Genomic DNA, 16,503 nt, shown 5'->3' with positions numbered 1-16,503 from the left:
CCGATATGTCATAATTAATCTAGAAAACTGTTTGCTAGAAATAAACAATCGGAGAGGCCGCTTATGACATTGAAGGAAATCGCCGAGGAGCTGAAGGTTTCGCCCTCCACCGTGAGCCGGGTGCTGAACGGCCGCAGCAAGAACTTCTCCGTGAAGCCGGAGCTGCGGAAACGCATTCTCGAGCAGATCGAAGCCAGCGGCTACCGGCCGAACCGCGTTTTCAGTTCGCTGCGGAACAAGGAGAACAGCCAGATTTCGTTTCTGTTCTACGACCGCAACCTGCTGCGGCAGACCAACCCGGTCTCCGACGCGGTCGATGTGATTTCGCGCGAACTGCCGAAGCTGAACTACACCTTCAACTTCATTCCCTGCGAGTCGGTCCGGAACCTCTACTACCCGGTGCCGGAGTGGAAAGTCGCCGGGCTGATCGTGCCCGACGTGATCTACCCGCGCCAGCTCAGGAATATCGAAGAGGCCGGAATCCCGTATGTCGTGGTCAACGGCATCTGCGGCAAATCCGGCAGCGCGGTCATGAGCGACGAAGCCGCCAACATGCGCCTCGTGATGGAGCACCTGCACGCGCTCGGACACCGCCGCATCGGCTATCTCGACGGCTTTGTGCCCGGCAATCACCACCACAGCTACAACGACCGCAAGCGCGGTTACGCGGAGTTCTGCGAGGAGTACGGCCTCGAGGAGTTCCAGAGCGAACCGTGGAAGTACTCGCCGGTCGAAGCCCAGTTCGACGAGCTGCTGAAACAGAAGATCACCGCCGTCGTCTGCTACAACGACGAACTGGCCCGGCAGGTTCTTTACTACGCCTGGCGCCGGGGCGTGGAGATTCCGCGCCGGCTCAGCGTGGTCACCTTCAACAACGTTCCATCGCAGAGCTTTGCGATTCCGCCGCTCGACGCGCTCGCGGTGCCGGGGGCGGAAATGGGCGCCGCCGCCGCCCGCATGATCGTCGGAAAACTCGAAAATCCGGACGAATATCTCGGTTATTCGATCCGCATTCCGGGCAGACTCGTGCGCCGCGAATCGGCGGCACCGGCCCCGTCCGCCTGACCGCCGGAAGATTCTCACCGCAATTCATATCATGCAAGGAGGAAACCGAATGAAAAAAAGATTTACACGGCTCGAGCTTTTGTGAATATGCCGCAATATAACCGCGATTGCGCATAATACCGGGTATGTGAAATTTCCGTATGCGGTCTGTCATGATGTAACTCCTTTTGGTTAAATGAATTTATTCGGCCTCTGGCGGCAAAATTGTTCTGTTTGCTCTTCCTGGTCTCGTCCGTCTTCATTGTCGTGGGATTCGCGGGGGAAATACATTTCCCCCGCACCCCCATTTCTTACTCTGTGCCGGGCTTTCATTTCCCGTGGGTTGCGCCCTTACCGCCCGCGGCGGAGGACTTTGTCCTCCTTACTTGTCCGCCTGCGGCGGCCAACTCTTCACCGCCCGCTTCGCGGGCTGCGGCAGAGGGCCTTCGCTCCGCTGCGTTCACCTTCGTCGCACCTGCTCCTCGCTGCCCGCTTCGGCTGCCGCCGAACCGTGCAGTCCGTTCACATCCGCTGCGCGGCGCATACCGCGCTTTTTCGCCGGGCGGCAATGCTGTTTCGTTTCACATACCCGGTATTATGCGCAAACCGTTCACACTGATCGAGCTTCTGGTCGTTATCGCGATCATCGCGATCCTTGCCTCGATGCTGCTGCCGGCGCTGAATCAGGCGCGCGCCCGGGCCAGGCAGACCGACTGCCTTTCGAGCCTCAAAATGCTCGGGTTCGTCTTTCACACCTACATGGACAGCTACGACGGCTTCCTTCCGGCGGTCGCCACCGACGGCGGCCTGGTCACCTGGCGGGACCGGCTGGCGATCAGCTGCGGCATCAATGAAACCGACGGCGACGCCCGGGCCGTCCGGATGGCTGCTTCCGGCTTCTACTGCAAAGCGAACAGCGCACTCCATCCGAAAAAGGGAAAAATCATGAACTACGGCATGAACGACCGGGTCGCCTGGTATCAGACCCAGTTCGCCAAAAGCAGCCAATTCAAATATCCGTCGAAGCTCTGCCTCGCTTCGGACGGCTCCTACTCCGACGTCGGCTGGAACAGCTGGTACAACAATCACGTCAACGAAACTTCCCTCCACCTCTTCACGATCCACGGCACGGGGAATTCCGCGCAGATTCTCTATCTCGACGGACACGCCGCGGCGACCATGCGCGGCGACATTCCGGGGAATCGCAAAACGCCGTTCTGGTGGGGAAAGGACGAAGAATGAAAAAGTTCCTGCTGCTGCCGCTGCTCCTCCTCGCCGCCCTGCCCGGCTATGCCGCCGGGCTGCCGGAATCGCTCAAGACCGTGAATGCGGGGGCGTTCGACTGGAACATTCTCCGATTCCGGCTCACCCCGATTTACGGCGACTGGAAGGCCGGGCGCGTCGGACCGGCCCGGACGGACCGGAACGCCGACGGCGCCGTCACCCTGACCTCGCCGGTCGACTTCACGACCGAAAACGGTGAATACCGGACCACGCTCACGCCGCTCGGCCCGAACCGGTTCCGGCTCAAAGTCGAGCCGGTCCCGCCGCCGACGGTCAAAATCAATCTGCAGTATCTGGAAGTCTCGATCCCGGCCGGTTCCGCTGCCGCCCTCGAATACCGGGCCGCCGGAAAAGGGGAGAGGCGGAAATTCGTATTCCCGTCGGAATATGTAAAAATGGAACTGCTCCGGCAGTCCGGCGTCACCGAAAGCGTGCTCCAGCTCTCCGACGGCGAACGGGTGATCTTCCGCGGAAACGGCAGCATCTATGTACAGGACGACCGCAAGTTCGGACAGGATACCTTCGCGCTGCGCTTCTGGTTCGGCAGGCCGCCGTTCGAGCTCGAGATCGAACGGCAGGAACAGCATTCGATCCCGGTGCCGCTGGCGGGGGCCGCCAACCGTTCATTCCGCGACGACATCGCGGATGACCGGCAGGGCGGCTGGACCGATCAGGGCGCCTCCAACGACCTGCGGATGCTGAAGCCGGGCCGGCTCCGGTTCAACAACCTCGACTTCGACGTAATCGACGAACAGAGTGAAAATACGCCCGGCGCAATCATCGTCGCCGGAACCGACCGCGGTTTCGCCCCTGCCGAAGTCGAGCTGCCGCTGCCGCCGGTGAAGGCGCGCGGCCTCGCGCTGCTGCACGCTTCGGCCTGGACCATGCCGGGCAAGATCGGCGAACTCGAGATCACTTATGCCGACACCGGCACCGAAACCATTCCGGTCACCGGCGGCAGGGAGTGCGGCAACTGGTGGAATCCGAACGACCTGCCGAATGCGAAGGTGGCGTGGCGTTCAAGCAACCCGAGCGTTCCGGTCGGACTGTACGTTTCGACCTTTCCTCTCGGCGGCAGCGAACCGCGCCGCATCCGCTTCCGGAGCACCAACCCGGTTTCGGCCTGGATGATCGCCGCCGTCACGCTGACCGGACAGCCGGTCCTGCTGCCGGACCACCTGCCGCAGCCGCTGGTCGCGGCGGAAAACGATCAATGGGTCCGGCTCGACTACCGGCGCAGCATCACGCCGGGCAGTCCGCTCGACTTCTCGTTCATCGGAGCGGACGAGGCTCCGGCCGGCAAATACGGCCATGCGATCGTCGCCGCCGACGGCTCGATCGGCTTCGAGCAGGCGCCGGAGAAACACTTCCGCGTCTACGGCACGAACCTCTGCGAAACGGCGCTCTTTCTCGAAAAGCCCGAAGTCGACCGCCTCGTGCGGTTCCTGCGCTCGCACGGCATCAACACCGTGCGCTTTCACCACCATGACAACGGACTCGTCGACCCGGCCGCGCCGGATTCGGTCACGCTGAACCCGGCGAACCTCGACAAACTCGATTATCTGTTCGCAAAACTCAAGGAGAACGGCATTTACATCACCTTCGACCTCTACACGAGCCGCAAGCTCAAGCCCGGCGACAAGCTGCGATCCCTCGAAAAATATCCGAAGCTCAGCCACAAGCATGCGCTGATCCTGTCGAAAGAGGGAGTTGAAAACTGGAAGGCCTTCACGAAACGGTGGATGAGCCACGTGAACCCCTACACAGGCCTGAGCTGGGCCGAAGACCCCGCCATCCTCTTCGTGAACCTCGTCAACGAGGATACGCTCTCGTATGTCTGGAACTCCGAACCCGTGAAATCCGTATTGACCGAACTTTTCGGCGACTACTGCCGCAGGAACGGCATCACGGACACCCGGGTCAGCTTCGGCAACCACCACTTCGCCCGCTTCCTGCACGACACGCATACGGCCTATCTCGACGAGATGACCCGCTTCGTCCGGGAAGAGGTCGGCGCGAAGTTTCTGCTGACCGGCTGCAACTACAACGGCAACAGCGCGACGACGCTGCTGCGCGACCGGTTCGATGTCGTAGACGACCACGGCTATCACGACCACCCGGCCTTCCCGAAGCACCCCTGGGCGCTGCCGCACAGTTACAGCCAGCTTTCGACGATCCCGATGGAGGCTCCGCTGCCGGGGCATCTCGTGCCCGGACGCATTTACGGAAAGCCGTTCTTCGTAACCGAGTTCAACCTCTGTGCGCCGAACCGGTTCCGGGCCGAGGACGGTCCTCTGGTCGGCGCCTACTCCGCGCTGCAGGACCTGAGCGGCCTCTACCGGTTCAACTTCTCGAGCACGCGCTACCGGATCAACCGGCTCGACACCGGAATCATCGTCTTCGAGTCGGTGAACGACCCGGTCATGCAGCTTTCGGACCGGATTTCGGCGGCGCTTTTCCTGCGCGGAGACGTCAGGACCGCGCCGGAAAAGTACGGCTTCACGATTCCGCGCGACTTCTATTCGGAACGGCGCGACACCGGTTTCCCGAACATCCGTCCGCTGCGGCTGATCACGCGGATCGGCGCGACCTTTGACGACCGGCCCGTGCCGGGCGTGAGGCCGTTCGACCGCATTGCGGACCCGCATATCGCCGAACTGCTGAAGCAGTTCCGTGAAACCGGCGTTGCGGTCAGTTCGACCGGCGAGCTCCGGCTCGACACGAAGCGGGGAACCTTCACCGTCGAAACGCCGCGCGCGGCGAGCGTGACGCTGCCGGAGGGAACGCTTTCGAGCGGAACCCTGACGGTCTCCGGCGCGGACACCTTCCAGACGCTCACGGCGATCTCGCTGGACGGGAAAGCGCTGCGGGAGAGCAGTTCGATCGTGCTGCTGCACCTCTCGGACGTGATGGCGACGGGAACCCGCTTCGCCGATCAGGACCGCAAAATTCTCGAAAAGACCGGAACGGCTCCGCTCCTGCTGCGGCGGGCGGCCGGAAACGTCGAACTGCGGACCGCATCGCCGCTTCGGGTCACGGCGGTCAACATGCAGGGGGACGCAGTCGGAGAGATCCCGGCGGAGTGGAAGGACGGGCTCCTGCGCTTCCGCGCCGACAACGGCGCGTTTCCCGGCGGCCTGGCCGGCTACCACCTGAGCGGAACAGAATAAGACGAAGCGGCCGGGCACGCCTGCAAACACGTCCGGACGGAGACGCGCCCCGGCAGGGGCGCGCACTCCAGCAGCACAGCAAGGAAATCCCGGCGGGGAACGCAGGCCGCGAAGTGCGGCCGCGCACGTTCCTTCCGACAGCCCCCCGGAACCGGCGTTTTTTACTTCGCGTACACCTCGATCTCGTCGAGACCGTACTCTTCTCCCGCCGCCGGCTCCTCGCAGGTAACCCGGACAAAGCCGAAGCGTTTCGGCGCGAATGTGATCGTCCTCGTCTCCCCCGCCTTGCCATCCGCCTGTTTGTATACGGAACTGAAGTTCTTTCCGTCCTCCGAAATCTCAACCGTGTATTTCTTCGCCGCGGTCTTTCCCCAGTTCAGCACGATTTTCCCCGCCGTGCGGACACTGCCGAGCTCCAGCATGATCCACTGCGGCTTGGTTCCGGCGGCGACGATCCAGCCGGTCCCGGCCATGCCGTCCGAAGCGAGCGGCGGCAGGTTGTCCGGCAGCGCGCCGCTCGCACTCATCCTGCACCGGAACGCAAGGTTCTGCACCGGCGGATAAACCTCGACCTCCCAGAGCGAAAACCCGTAGTCGGTCAGCCGTTCACGACAATCGACCCGCACATACCGCGCCGTCCGCGGACGGATATCGATGACCCGGTACGCTCCGAGTTTGCCGTCTTCTTCCGTAAACACATCCGTGTAATGTTCGTTGTCGTCCGAAAGCTGGACCGCATAACGCATCCCGGCGGAACGCTCCCAATTCAGCACGATGCGCCCGATCCGGCGCGGCGTGCCGAGATCGAGCGTGATCCACTCGTCATCCGTCTTGCCGGAGGACCAGCGCGTGGCCGCCACCCCGTCGACCGCCAGGTCGGCCGGATACTTCGGCAGTTCGATCGAACTGGCGAACACCTCGCAGTTCAGCGCATAATTCGGATAACCGGCGGCGAATCCCGTCACCGCCGCCGCCATCGCAATCATGACCAGACATTTCTTCACGTCCGCACGCACCCTTTCCGCATTCATCGGTTACAAATTGCGCAGCCGCACGCACGCCCGGCGGGCGTCGGCGAGAATCTCCTCTTCCCCGTCGATCCTCCGGTTTTCCATCAGAATCCGCCCGTCGCAGATGACCGTGTCGATCACGCTCGAATCGGCCGAGTAGACCAGATTCGCAGCGAGATGGTAGTCCGGCGTCATCAGCGGATGGGCGAGGTCCACCAGCAGCGCGTCGGCAAGCTTCCCCTCCCCGATCAGACCGGCGTCGATTCCGAACGCCTCGGCACCGGCCCGCGTCGCGGCGTGGAGAATGTCGCCGTCACGCCCGGCAGTCGGTTCGCCCGATTCGTTCTTGGCCGAAAGCGCCGCGAACTTCATCTCCTCGAGCATCGAAAGATTGTTGTTCGAAGCGCAGCCGTCGGTCCCGAGCGTGAACCGGCAGCCGCCGAGCTCGACCGCCTTGTGATAGCGGAACTGCCCGGAAGCGAGCTTGAAGTTCGAACACGGACAATGCGATATCCAGCTTTTCCGCTCCCGGATGATGTCGATATCCTCATCCGAAAGATGGACCGCATGCGCCAGCACGGTGCGCGGCCCGAGCACTCCGAGCGAATCGAGATACGCGACCGGCGACATGCCGTGCGCGCCGACGCACTCCTCCACCTCGCGCGCCGTCTCGCTCGCATGGATGTGGATCACCCGCCCGGTCCGCGCGGAATCCTCGGCGACCGCCCGCAGGATCGGCTCCGCGACGGTGTAGACCGCGTGCGGCGCATAGGTGACGGAAATCCGCCCCGAGGAGTCGTCGCCGAGCTCGAGCAGCTCCTCGTTGCAGCGCCGGTTGCGCTCGAGCACTTCGCCGTCGGAGCCGGAGATATACAGCAAACCGACAGCGGCCCGCAGCCCCATCTCCCGGACCGCCCGCACCGTGTCGGGCTGATACCAGTACATGTCGTTGAAAAATACCGTGCCGGTCCGGATCATCTCAAGCGCCGCAAGCCGGGTGCCGATGCGGATATCGTCCCCGGTCAGCTTTGCCTCCGCCGGCCAGACGTAGTCGTTGAGCCAGGTGAAAAGCTCCATATCGTCGGCATAGCCGCGCAGCAGCGTCATCGCGGCATGCGTGTGCGTGTTGTAGAAGGGCGGCACGATCGCCTTGCCGGAGCCGTCGATCACCCGGGCCCCTTCGCATTCGATGCCGGGAGCGATGCGGACAAACCGGTTTCCTTCAATCAGGACATCAGTCCCTCCGCCGTCGAGCCGCACATTTCTGATCAGAAGCGAATTCATCATCTCCGTTCCATCCGTTCGAGTTCGGGAGCGACCGATCCGGCCGCGCGCACCGTGTTGAGTATCTTCTCCTCCAGCGCCTTCGAAGGACGGTTGAGCCCCGGAGCAAGGGCGCCGCCGAGCACTTCGAGCGCACCGTAATTGTCGAGCGCCATGGTCGGGTCGATATATTTCAGGTGGGTCGGCTCCTCCAGCACGAAATTCAGCGGAGACTTCGCGTTCAGCACACGCTCCGCGGGAACCTCCGGCCCGAACTCGTCCTCGACGCCCATATTGGCGATCAGCGCAGGGCCGTTCACCAGTATCGACAGGTCGAACCGGCCGCAGAGGGCGCCGCGGATGCCGGTCGCACAGACCACGCACCAGGCATCCGCCACGGCTTTTTCTATCCCGGCCCGGTCGGAAAGGTCCACAATCGAAGCGCCGAAGGGAGGCTTGACCTTTTCCGCATCATCGACGACGATGACTTCGGCCCCCCCTTCCGCCGCATACAGAACCACGCCGGAACCGACCTTGCCGCAGCCGAACACCACGATCCGCCGGCCCGAAAAATCGCCGTATCCGAAGCGGGCCATGCCGCGCCGGAAACCGTCGCCGGTGCCGAGCGCGGTCTCGATCTCCTTGATTCTCCCCTCGTCGGCCAGAAAGACCGGCTGCCCGCAGTCGCGGTAACGGTACATGCCCGAGCGGGTCAGCTCGACATAGCCGTACTTCGCCCGCACACCGGCATTCGCCCCGGCGCAGTCGAGGACGACGTCGTAGAGCTCTCCCGGCAGCGGATCGTCCGTCACCCGGACGCCGCTCTCCCGCAGCCGCCCGACCACGGCCGGATCGTACGGAATTCCGCGCCCGAAGCCGACGGTCAGCTCGGCGCCGGCCTCCAGCAGCGCGACATGCTTCATCATCGTATTGCGGAATACCGGCGTCGCATCGAACACCATGCGGCCGGCCAGCGGACGCGATGCGCCCCAATCGCGGATCTGCTCCGCCAGAGCCGGAAACTCATCCGGCCGGTAAGTTTTCAACAGTTCGCGGTAAATTGCTTCACTCTTCATTCGACTCTCCGGAATGCCGACGTCCCGAGCCGGGAGCGGCTTTTCAGGTTTTCATCTTCCCGACGAGAGTATAACGTACCGCAAAACCGGCGAAAGCGCAAATGCTTCCTCCCCGAATTCCGCAAAAAGAGTGCAGAAAAATGTCCGTTCGCCCGCTCCTCCCGGCGATGTTCCCTCCCCGGAGCGAAAATATTTTTGAAAAAAAGACGGAAGAGCCCTTGCTTTTCAAACGATTTTACTGCATAATTAATTACAAGAACTCTCTGAGAGAGTCGGTACACAAAGGAGTTTTCCGCACCGATGAGAAGCATCTCGAAAAGCGAAGCCGTCAGGAACCTGATCATCGAAGACATTCACGCCGGCTGGTACGCCAGCGGCGACGCGCTGCCCTCGATCGAAACGCTGGCCAAACGCTTCGAAGTCAGCAAAAACACGGTTTCACTCGCTCTTTCCGGGCTGCGCGAAGCCGGGATCGTCAGGCTCGAACACGGCAAGGCCACCCGGGTGACCGGACAGCTCTTCAAACGCCACGTCGAAGTGATCGTCTACGGCCAGTACCCGGCCCTGCATGATCCGTTCTGGGGAGAATTCACCCGCGGCATCGAGGACGAACTCAGGGAGCACGCCGACGTCACCTTCCGCCAGACCTCGCTGGTCGAATCGTTCCTGTGGACCGGGGAGGAGATTCCGGAGCATATCCGGCGCGGCGGCCTCCTGCTGCTCGGCACGGCCTCCGAAGAGTTCGTCCGGCGGATCAGGCAAAGCAGAATTCCGTTCGCGCTCGTCTTCGATGCGAATCCGGCCGGAAAATATCCGTTTTTCAGCGTCGACCTCGAGCCGGCCATCGACGAAATCGTCGCCCGCTTCGCCCGGGCCGGATGCAGCCGGGTCGCCTACATCGGCACCGAAGGCGACCACAACATGGGCCGCGAAAACATCAACCGCCGCAAACACCGGCTCTTCAACGCGGCGCTCGAACGGCACGGGCTGCCCGTGCTGCCGGAACTTCACTCCGACTGCCTGCACTTCATGCGCTGCGGTTACCGCGCCATCCGGGAACTCCTCGAAAAACACCGGGCGCCGGATGCCGTCTTCTTCGCTTCGGACGTTCTCGCGCCGGGCGGCTACAAGGCCCTGCATGAAGCCGGACTGCACGTACCGGAGGACGTCGTCGCCGCCGGATGCGACAACCTCGAAATCGGCGATTACGTCGTGCCGCCCCTCACGACCATCGAATTCGACCGTTACGGGATCGGGCGGGCAGCCGCATCCGGGCTTGTCGCCCGGCTGCAAGGGCGGGAAAGCATCCCGTCCCGCTTCTTCCCCGCAGCAATCGTCAACCGGGAATCGTTTCCCATACAACACTCGTGATACAAAGGAGACGGTATGATGAAGAAATTTACCTTGATCGAACTGCTTGTCGTAATTGCGATCATCGCGATTCTCGCCTCGATGCTGCTGCCGGCGCTGAATCAGGCGCGCGGCCGGGCGAAGGACATCAACTGCGTCAGCAACCAGAAACAGCTCGCGCTCGGCTGCATCCAGTATTCGGAGGATCACAACGGCTTCCTACCGCTCTACGGCGCGTCGACCAGAACCAACCCGGTCTACGCAAAGTGGCAGACGCTGATCCTGCCCTATGTCTATCCGGGCGTCCCTGTCGGAACCGACAACAACGCCTACCTGCAGATCGCCGACGGCAAGGCAAAGCCGCGCGGGCTTTTCAAATGCCCGAGCGCGACCCCGACGGCGGAAACCATCGCGGCGCAGCAGAGCAACAACTACGGAATCAACCTCTACATCTCGTGCATCTCCCCGTCCGACCCGAACTATCCGCTCGGCGCCGCGCTGAAGCGGATCAAGAACCCGAGCCAGCGGTTCATGATCTCGGATATGCAGGACCTCACGAACGCGAACGAACCGCGGATCATGAACAAGAACGACTTCGGTTTCCGCCACATGGGCGGCAGGGGCGCCGTGATCGGCTATGCGGACGGCCACGTCAGCGCCATGAACAGCGACGGCATACCGGCAGCCGGCTGGTACGTCTACTTCTGGGGACAGGCGGTCGCAAACTGAAAGGAGCCGATTCCGATGCATCACCGCGACATGCGCAAAATCTTCCCGGCCGACAGCGGCGAAGTGCTGCTGAATCCCGGCATGGGTTACCTGTTCCTCCAGCGCGGACACCGTAAAGTCCGCTTCGACGAGCTTGCTCCCGGAGAATGGTTTCTCTCCCGGCCGCTCTCCGACAAGATCATCTTCGACGTCGCCTGGAGCGTCGTCGAACCGGAAGAGGGCCGCTTCGACTGGGAGAATCCGGCGTGGGAAGGCTGCATGCAGAGCTGGATCGACGCCGGATTCAAGGTCGGGCTGCAGATTCGCGGAATGGGCGCAAACGGCACTTTCCGCAATGACGGAACGCCGCAATGGGTCTTCGACGCAGGAGCAGGATTCATCGACGAACCCGGTCCTCCGGACGGGCCGCCGCGCCGCTACCCGGTCTACTGGGACCCGGTTTATCTCGAAAAAAGCGCGAATTTCATCGCGGCCTTCGGCGAACGCTACAACCGCAATCCGGCAGTCGAGATGGTCTTTCAGGGGTTTCTCGGCCATTTCGGCGAGATGCATCTGTCGGAGCACACGCCGATCCGCCCCTGGGCCGAAGCCGGCTTCACCCTCAAACGCTACACGGCGGCGCTGAAACACCTGACCGGCGCATTCAAGGCCGCCTTCCCGGACAAGCCGATTTTCCAGGAGCTCGGGAACCCGAGCTACAACACCCCCTGCCCCGGCTGCGGCGCGGAACCGATTTCGCTCGTGCAGGCGAAGGAGCTCGTGCCGTACCTCGTTTCGGAGGGGATCAACCTCAAATACAACGGGCTCGGCGCCAACTGGGACCGCTGGGGGAGCGACCCCTTCATCGAAGGATGGTACGTCGACTACTGCCGCGCCTATCACGACCGGGTCAGGCTCATCGTCGAAAACATCGCAACCTTCCATGCTCCCGCCGAGCTCGAAACGCTGCGGCGCTGTCACGCCTCCTACACGAACCGCGGCGGCGAGCTGCCGGGACTGCCGGAGTGCCGGATCGGCGAACTCGACGACGACTGCTTCCGCCGCATGGAAAACTACGATCCGCTCGGCAAGCGCCACTACCTCGACGGAACGCGCGGCAGACCGGAGCTCCGGCAGCGCGTGCAGTACGACGCAGCCCGCATCGCCGGCTACCGCCTGCTGCCCGCCGAGCTCCATTATCCGGCAGCGCTCCGGCCCGGCGAAACCGCCGTGCTGACCAGCTACTGGGAGAACCGCGGCGCCGCCAAGCCGCACGACGACTTCGGCATCCTCTACGCCCTCGTCGCCGAGAACGGCGAAACCGTCTGGGAGAGCGTGACCGCCCCCATCCTGCCGACCTCCACACTCGCCTGGGCGCCGGGGGAACGAACCGGGGAACGCACGGAACTGCACCTGCCGCCAGGCCTGCCGCCGGGACGTTTCCGGCTGGCTGTCGGCATGCGCCGTCTCGCCGACCTCCGGCCGATCCGGCTGCCGCTCTACGGCGGAGACGGCTTCCGGTACGACCTCGGCCCGATCGAACTTGCAAAGGAACCGCTTTCATGAAATCCGCAATTTCCGTCTGTCTCGTCTGTCTCGCCCTTCTGCCGGCCGCCGTCCCCGTTCCCGCAGCGGAGGACGAAACATTTCCGCCGGTCGAACAGCTTCCCGCCGAAGTCGTCCTCGCTCCTCAGCCGGAGGTTGCAGTCGACGCGGACGGCAACTATCTGGTGAACGGCCGCATCCGCTACCTGCTCGGCGTGCAGAGCGTCACCGGCAGCTCGGCCGACGACATCGCTCCGACCAGCGGCTACGACGCAAGCCTGAAATGGCTCTACGAGGAACCGCTGACCTATCGGAACGCGCAGCGCCTCGGCTTCGACACGGTCGCCGTTTTCACCGCCACCGACTGGATCAGGCGAATCTTCCCGGAATTCCGCGACAAGGCGTTCTCCGAAAAAAACAAGGCGGCCGGGAAAGCCGTGCAGACGAACGGGCTGCCGACCCTTGTGGACTTCACGGCCTTCCCGTGGGGCCACGGAAAAATCGCCGAGGATCCGGCATTCGCCGCCCGGCTGCCGGAAGGAGCAGTCAACGAATACCGCTCCCGGGCCAACAACCACTGGGTCCCGTACAATCCGTTCCATCCCGAAGGAAAAAAACTCTACCGCATGATCTGGGAAGCGGGCGTCCGGGAGCTGCAGCAGGGCGGCAATCCGCTCATGCTCTGCGAACTCTTCAACGAACCGGCCTACGACGACCCGAGTCCGTACAACCGGAAGCTGTTCGCCGGATTTCTCGAAAAACGGTACGGCACGCCCGGGGCGATGAACCAGGCCTACGGCAGCAGCTACCCGGATTTCGCATCGGCCGCAAACTTCAGGACCGCGAATGAGAACCGCGGGCTCTTCGTCGACTGGTCGAAGTTCATGGAATCCGGCTTCATCGAGCTTACAAAGCTCGGCGTCGAAACCATCCGCGGCCTGGCTCCCGATGCCCGGCTCTGCTTTCAGGTCATGGGCGGCAGCTATTACCGCAGTTTGCCGCGCTCGAACATGAATCTCTTCGAAATCAACCGGCAGCTCGACGCGATCTCGCTGCCGACCGGCGGCGGCGTCTCGATCGAACCGGCGGCGGGCTACGACGCGCCGCCCGAGTACGCGGGTTCGGCTCCGGCGGTCCACTCCGGCGTCACCGAAGGAATCCTGATGCGCGCCTTCTTCCGGGCGCTGGCCGACGGCAAGCCGATGCACAACCCCGAGGCGTACACAGGCAGCAACTACCGCTCGACCCTGAACCGGATCTGGCTCGACTTCGTGCGCGGCTCGAACGCGACCTACCTCTTCGAGTGGTCGAAGCGCGCCTGGGACTGGGAACCGGCCGGAAGCGAAGAGGGCGGCAGGCGCATCGCCGAAAAGTTCCCGTGGATGATCCTGAACCCGTACGCCTATCCCGCCGCCGACTTCCGGTCGATCATGGACGCCAAAAAGGAGATCTTCCGTTTCGCCGAATACTTCGCGCCGCGCAGCCGGAACATTCCGTGTGAAACGGCGGTTCTGCTTTCGCACCCGACCGAACGCATGGCCGGCGCCGTGCCGATTCCGGCCCGGAACGAGATCACGACGGCCGCCGGAGCGCTCGCCTTCACGCACCGCCCCTTCGACGCGGTGCTTGAGGAGCAGCTGCCCGAAGGCCGGCTCGGTCGATACAAAGCGGTCGTCGCCGTCGGCGTCCGGAATACGCTGCCGGGTACCGCGGAGGCGCTGCGGCGTTTCGTCGAAGCAGGCGGCATCCTCATCGCCGGGCGCGAATTCATGACCGAGGACGAATACGGCCGCCCGTCCGACGCCGCCGGACTCTTCGCCGGACTTTCGTTCGAAAAAAACGAAAATGCCGGGCTCGAAGAAATCTCGTTCGCCGTCCCCCGCCCGGCCGCCCTGCCCGGCAGGCTTGCCGGACGCAACACGGTCCGGATGAAACTCTCCGGCAATTGGAAGGTGCTCGGCTCGTGCGGAGACACGCCGGCCTTCGCCGTCCGCAAGCTCGGCCAAGGCGCCGTCTACGTATTTACGCCGCAGCTTCAGGATTACGCGCTCGGAGCGCTGCTCGGCACCGCGCTTGAGCGGCACGGCATCCGTCCGGCGCTCGATCTTGTCCGCCATCCGCAGGGGGATCTTGCGGTCAATGTCGAAGCGCACGCCGCGAAGCGCGGCGGCACGACGCTGTTTTACCTGTTCAACTGGGACGGCTACCCGAAGCTCGTCGAGCTCGCGCTCCCGCCCGGAAGCTCCGCCGCGGATTTGATCCGCAACCGGGCGCTTCCGGTGCGGAACGGCCGGGCGCTCCAGCTGCTCGAACCGCAGAACCGCGCGATAATCGGCGCCGGCGGCAAAGCGGAGCTTGAAGCGGCTTTCGGCCCGCTCCCTCCGCTCACCCGCTCCGAGCTGGAACGGGAAGCCGATGCGCTCGCGGCCGCCGTCCGGGCCGAAAGGGCCGCCCGCGCCGCCGCCGCTTTCCGTTACGAGGTCGATCCGGCGCAGACCGCGCCGCTCGACCTGCGGGAGCACTGCAACCGCGGCTTTGCGGACAGCGTCGCCGGCGACGGCAAAGGCGGCTGGACCGATCAGGGCCGCGACAACTCGCTCGGCGGCGTGCCGTGGGGAACCCTGGAATTCCTCGGTGTGCCGTGCGAGCTGATCCGCTTCGACCAGAACGACAACCGGACCTGCATCATGCTGCATTCGAAATCGGTCCGCAGCGAATTGCCCGTCTCGGTCGAAAACATCCCGGTCAACGCGAAAGTGCGGTCGCTCGTCTTCTTCCACACCGCCGCCTGGTTCCAAAACGGCAGGGAGGCCATGCGCTACCGCATCCGCTACGCTTCGGGGCGAACGCTCGAACTCCCGGTCGTCTGCGGGGAGAACATCGGCGACTGGTGGATGGGCAGCGCGAATTACGCGGTCAACCATCTCGTCGCCTGGAAGAACAGGGAAAACCGCGGCTTTTACGGCTGGCGCTGGGTCAATCCGGCGCCGGAGGACGAAATCCGCTCTTTCGACATCGTCGGGAACGACGGCGAAATCGTCCCCGCCGTGCTTGCGGTTTCGGCGGAACGGTACGACGGCAGAGCGGCGGCCGTTCCGGTCCGCATCGGGCAGCCGGCACTTTCCGGCTTCGGCGGCATCGCCGCCGAACAGCGCGACGGGCTCGTCCGGGCCGTCGTGACGGAGAAAACCGGCCCGTGGGGCGGCCTTATGCTGCATGCGAAGGATTTCCGTCCGCTCGTCCGCAGACCGGGCCTGCTTGAGCGCGGCACGCTCCGCTTCGAGGTCAACGGCGGGTGCGATCAGTTCGGCAATGCGCGCGGCGGGCAGAAAATTCAACTGACGCTTCTTGCCGCCGGCCGCGATTTCCGCCAAAACAGGCACGGCGCCATGCAGAATCTCGAAAACGGGCTCGCGGAGAAGGCGGTCGACAACGACCCGGCGACATTCCAGGAGGTCCGAATCCCGCTGTCGCGGTTCGGAAAACTCCCGGAAAATGCGAATGGACTCTTCTTCCAGCTTCGCGGCGACAATTCAAGCGGATTTGAAATCCGCGACATCGTCATCGAACTGCCTGAGGAGGACGATCCGCCGCCGGTTCCGGTCAGGACCGAACGGCTCCTGCCGGTGAATCCGAAGGAACTGTATGCGATCGGCCAGGTCCGGGTGCAGGCGGAAAACGGCGGAGTTGCCGTACAGACCGCGGCCGAAAGCGGCCCGTGGTCCGGCTTCATCACCCATTTCGCCCCCCTGCCGGACATCACGCCGGAAGAGTGGAAAAACGGCTCGCTCGAATTTGAGCTCGACGGCGGCAAAACCGGCGGCCAGCAGCTTCAGTTCACGCTGTCGGACCGCCGGACGAAGCAGAACTCCCGGCAGGTCTCCGCCGGAAAAATCGTCCCGGGCAGACAGACCGTGACGCTGCCGCTCGGCGCCTTCGCCGTTGACGGCAGGGCGCCCGAAGTCACCAGCCTCATGGTCCAGTTCCAGGCCGACAAAAGCGGAATCGCCCCGTTCACCATGGGCCCGGCCAGAATCGTCACGGTAAAATAGC

General features: G+C 63.6%; 10 protein-coding genes. 7 read left to right on the top strand and 3 right to left on the bottom strand.

Annotation, left to right across the window (positions count from 1 at the left end; genetic code table 11):
• Positions 1-63 precede the first annotated feature (63 nt).
• The 3 genes from FYJ85_RS15155 (at position 64) to FYJ85_RS15145 (ending at position 5,498) form a co-directional block, all read left to right on the top strand.
• On the top strand, positions 64-1,065 hold the full coding sequence (locus FYJ85_RS15155) for a LacI family DNA-binding transcriptional regulator (protein ID WP_106053416.1): 1,002 nt from the start codon (positions 64-66) through the stop codon (positions 1,063-1,065).
• 576 nt (positions 1,066-1,641) lie between these two features.
• On the top strand, positions 1,642-2,286 hold the full coding sequence (locus tag FYJ85_RS15150; protein WP_106053417.1) for a type II secretion system protein: 645 nt from the start codon (positions 1,642-1,644) through the stop codon (positions 2,284-2,286).
• Positions 2,283-5,498 (top strand): hypothetical protein, encoded by a 3,216-nt coding sequence (locus tag FYJ85_RS15145; RefSeq protein WP_154419392.1) that lies wholly within the window; start codon positions 2,283-2,285, stop codon positions 5,496-5,498. The genes FYJ85_RS15150 and FYJ85_RS15145 overlap by 4 nt, the downstream gene beginning before the upstream one ends.
• Before the next feature lie 161 nt (positions 5,499-5,659).
• On the opposite strand, the gene FYJ85_RS15140 is transcribed toward FYJ85_RS15145, so the two are convergent.
• From FYJ85_RS15140 to FYJ85_RS15130, 3 genes are read right to left on the bottom strand one after another with little or no spacing between them, the layout of a single operon-like run.
• Complete coding sequence (locus FYJ85_RS15140; RefSeq protein ID WP_154419391.1) at positions 5,660-6,529, bottom strand: discoidin domain-containing protein; 870 nt, start codon at positions 6,527-6,529, stop codon at positions 5,660-5,662.
• Positions 6,530-6,532: 3 nt separating this feature from the next.
• Positions 6,533-7,795 carry an amidohydrolase gene (locus FYJ85_RS15135; protein ID WP_154419390.1) on the bottom strand — a complete coding sequence of 421 codons (1,263 nt, stop codon included), beginning with the start codon at positions 7,793-7,795 and terminating at the stop codon, positions 6,533-6,535.
• Complete coding sequence (locus FYJ85_RS15130) at positions 7,792-8,847, bottom strand: NAD(P)-dependent oxidoreductase (protein WP_154419389.1); 1,056 nt, start codon at positions 8,845-8,847, stop codon at positions 7,792-7,794. Before FYJ85_RS15130 ends, FYJ85_RS15135 begins: the two co-directional genes overlap by 4 nt.
• A gap of 300 nt (positions 8,848-9,147) precedes the next feature.
• Between FYJ85_RS15130 and FYJ85_RS15125 the strand changes: the two genes are divergently transcribed.
• Genes FYJ85_RS15125 through FYJ85_RS15110 form a run of 4 tightly spaced genes read left to right on the top strand, consistent with a single transcriptional unit; the run spans position 9,148 to position 16,502 of the window.
• Positions 9,148-10,218, top strand: coding sequence for a LacI family DNA-binding transcriptional regulator (locus FYJ85_RS15125; RefSeq protein ID WP_154419388.1), 1,071 nt, complete (start codon positions 9,148-9,150; stop codon positions 10,216-10,218).
• A 15-nt stretch (positions 10,219-10,233) separates the two neighbouring features.
• The gene (locus FYJ85_RS15120) at positions 10,234-10,926 is read left to right on the top strand and encodes a type II secretion system protein (RefSeq protein ID WP_206213228.1); all 693 of its coding nucleotides are present in this window, start codon (positions 10,234-10,236) and stop codon (positions 10,924-10,926) included.
• A 15-nt stretch (positions 10,927-10,941) separates the two neighbouring features.
• A complete protein-coding gene (locus tag FYJ85_RS15115) occupies positions 10,942-12,471 on the top strand; it encodes a DUF4832 domain-containing protein (protein WP_154419387.1) in 1,530 nt (509 codons plus the stop codon).
• Positions 12,468-16,502 carry an alpha-amylase family protein gene (locus tag FYJ85_RS15110; protein WP_154419386.1) on the top strand — a complete coding sequence of 1,345 codons (4,035 nt, stop codon included), beginning with the start codon at positions 12,468-12,470 and terminating at the stop codon, positions 16,500-16,502. Before FYJ85_RS15115 ends, FYJ85_RS15110 begins: the two co-directional genes overlap by 4 nt.
• The last annotated feature ends 1 nt before the right edge of the window (position 16,503 follow it).

The organism is Victivallis lenta, from assembly GCF_009695545.1.
GTDB lineage: Bacteria > Verrucomicrobiota > Lentisphaeria > Victivallales > Victivallaceae > Victivallis > Victivallis lenta.
This window is presented reverse-complemented; position numbering and strand designations above follow the sequence as displayed.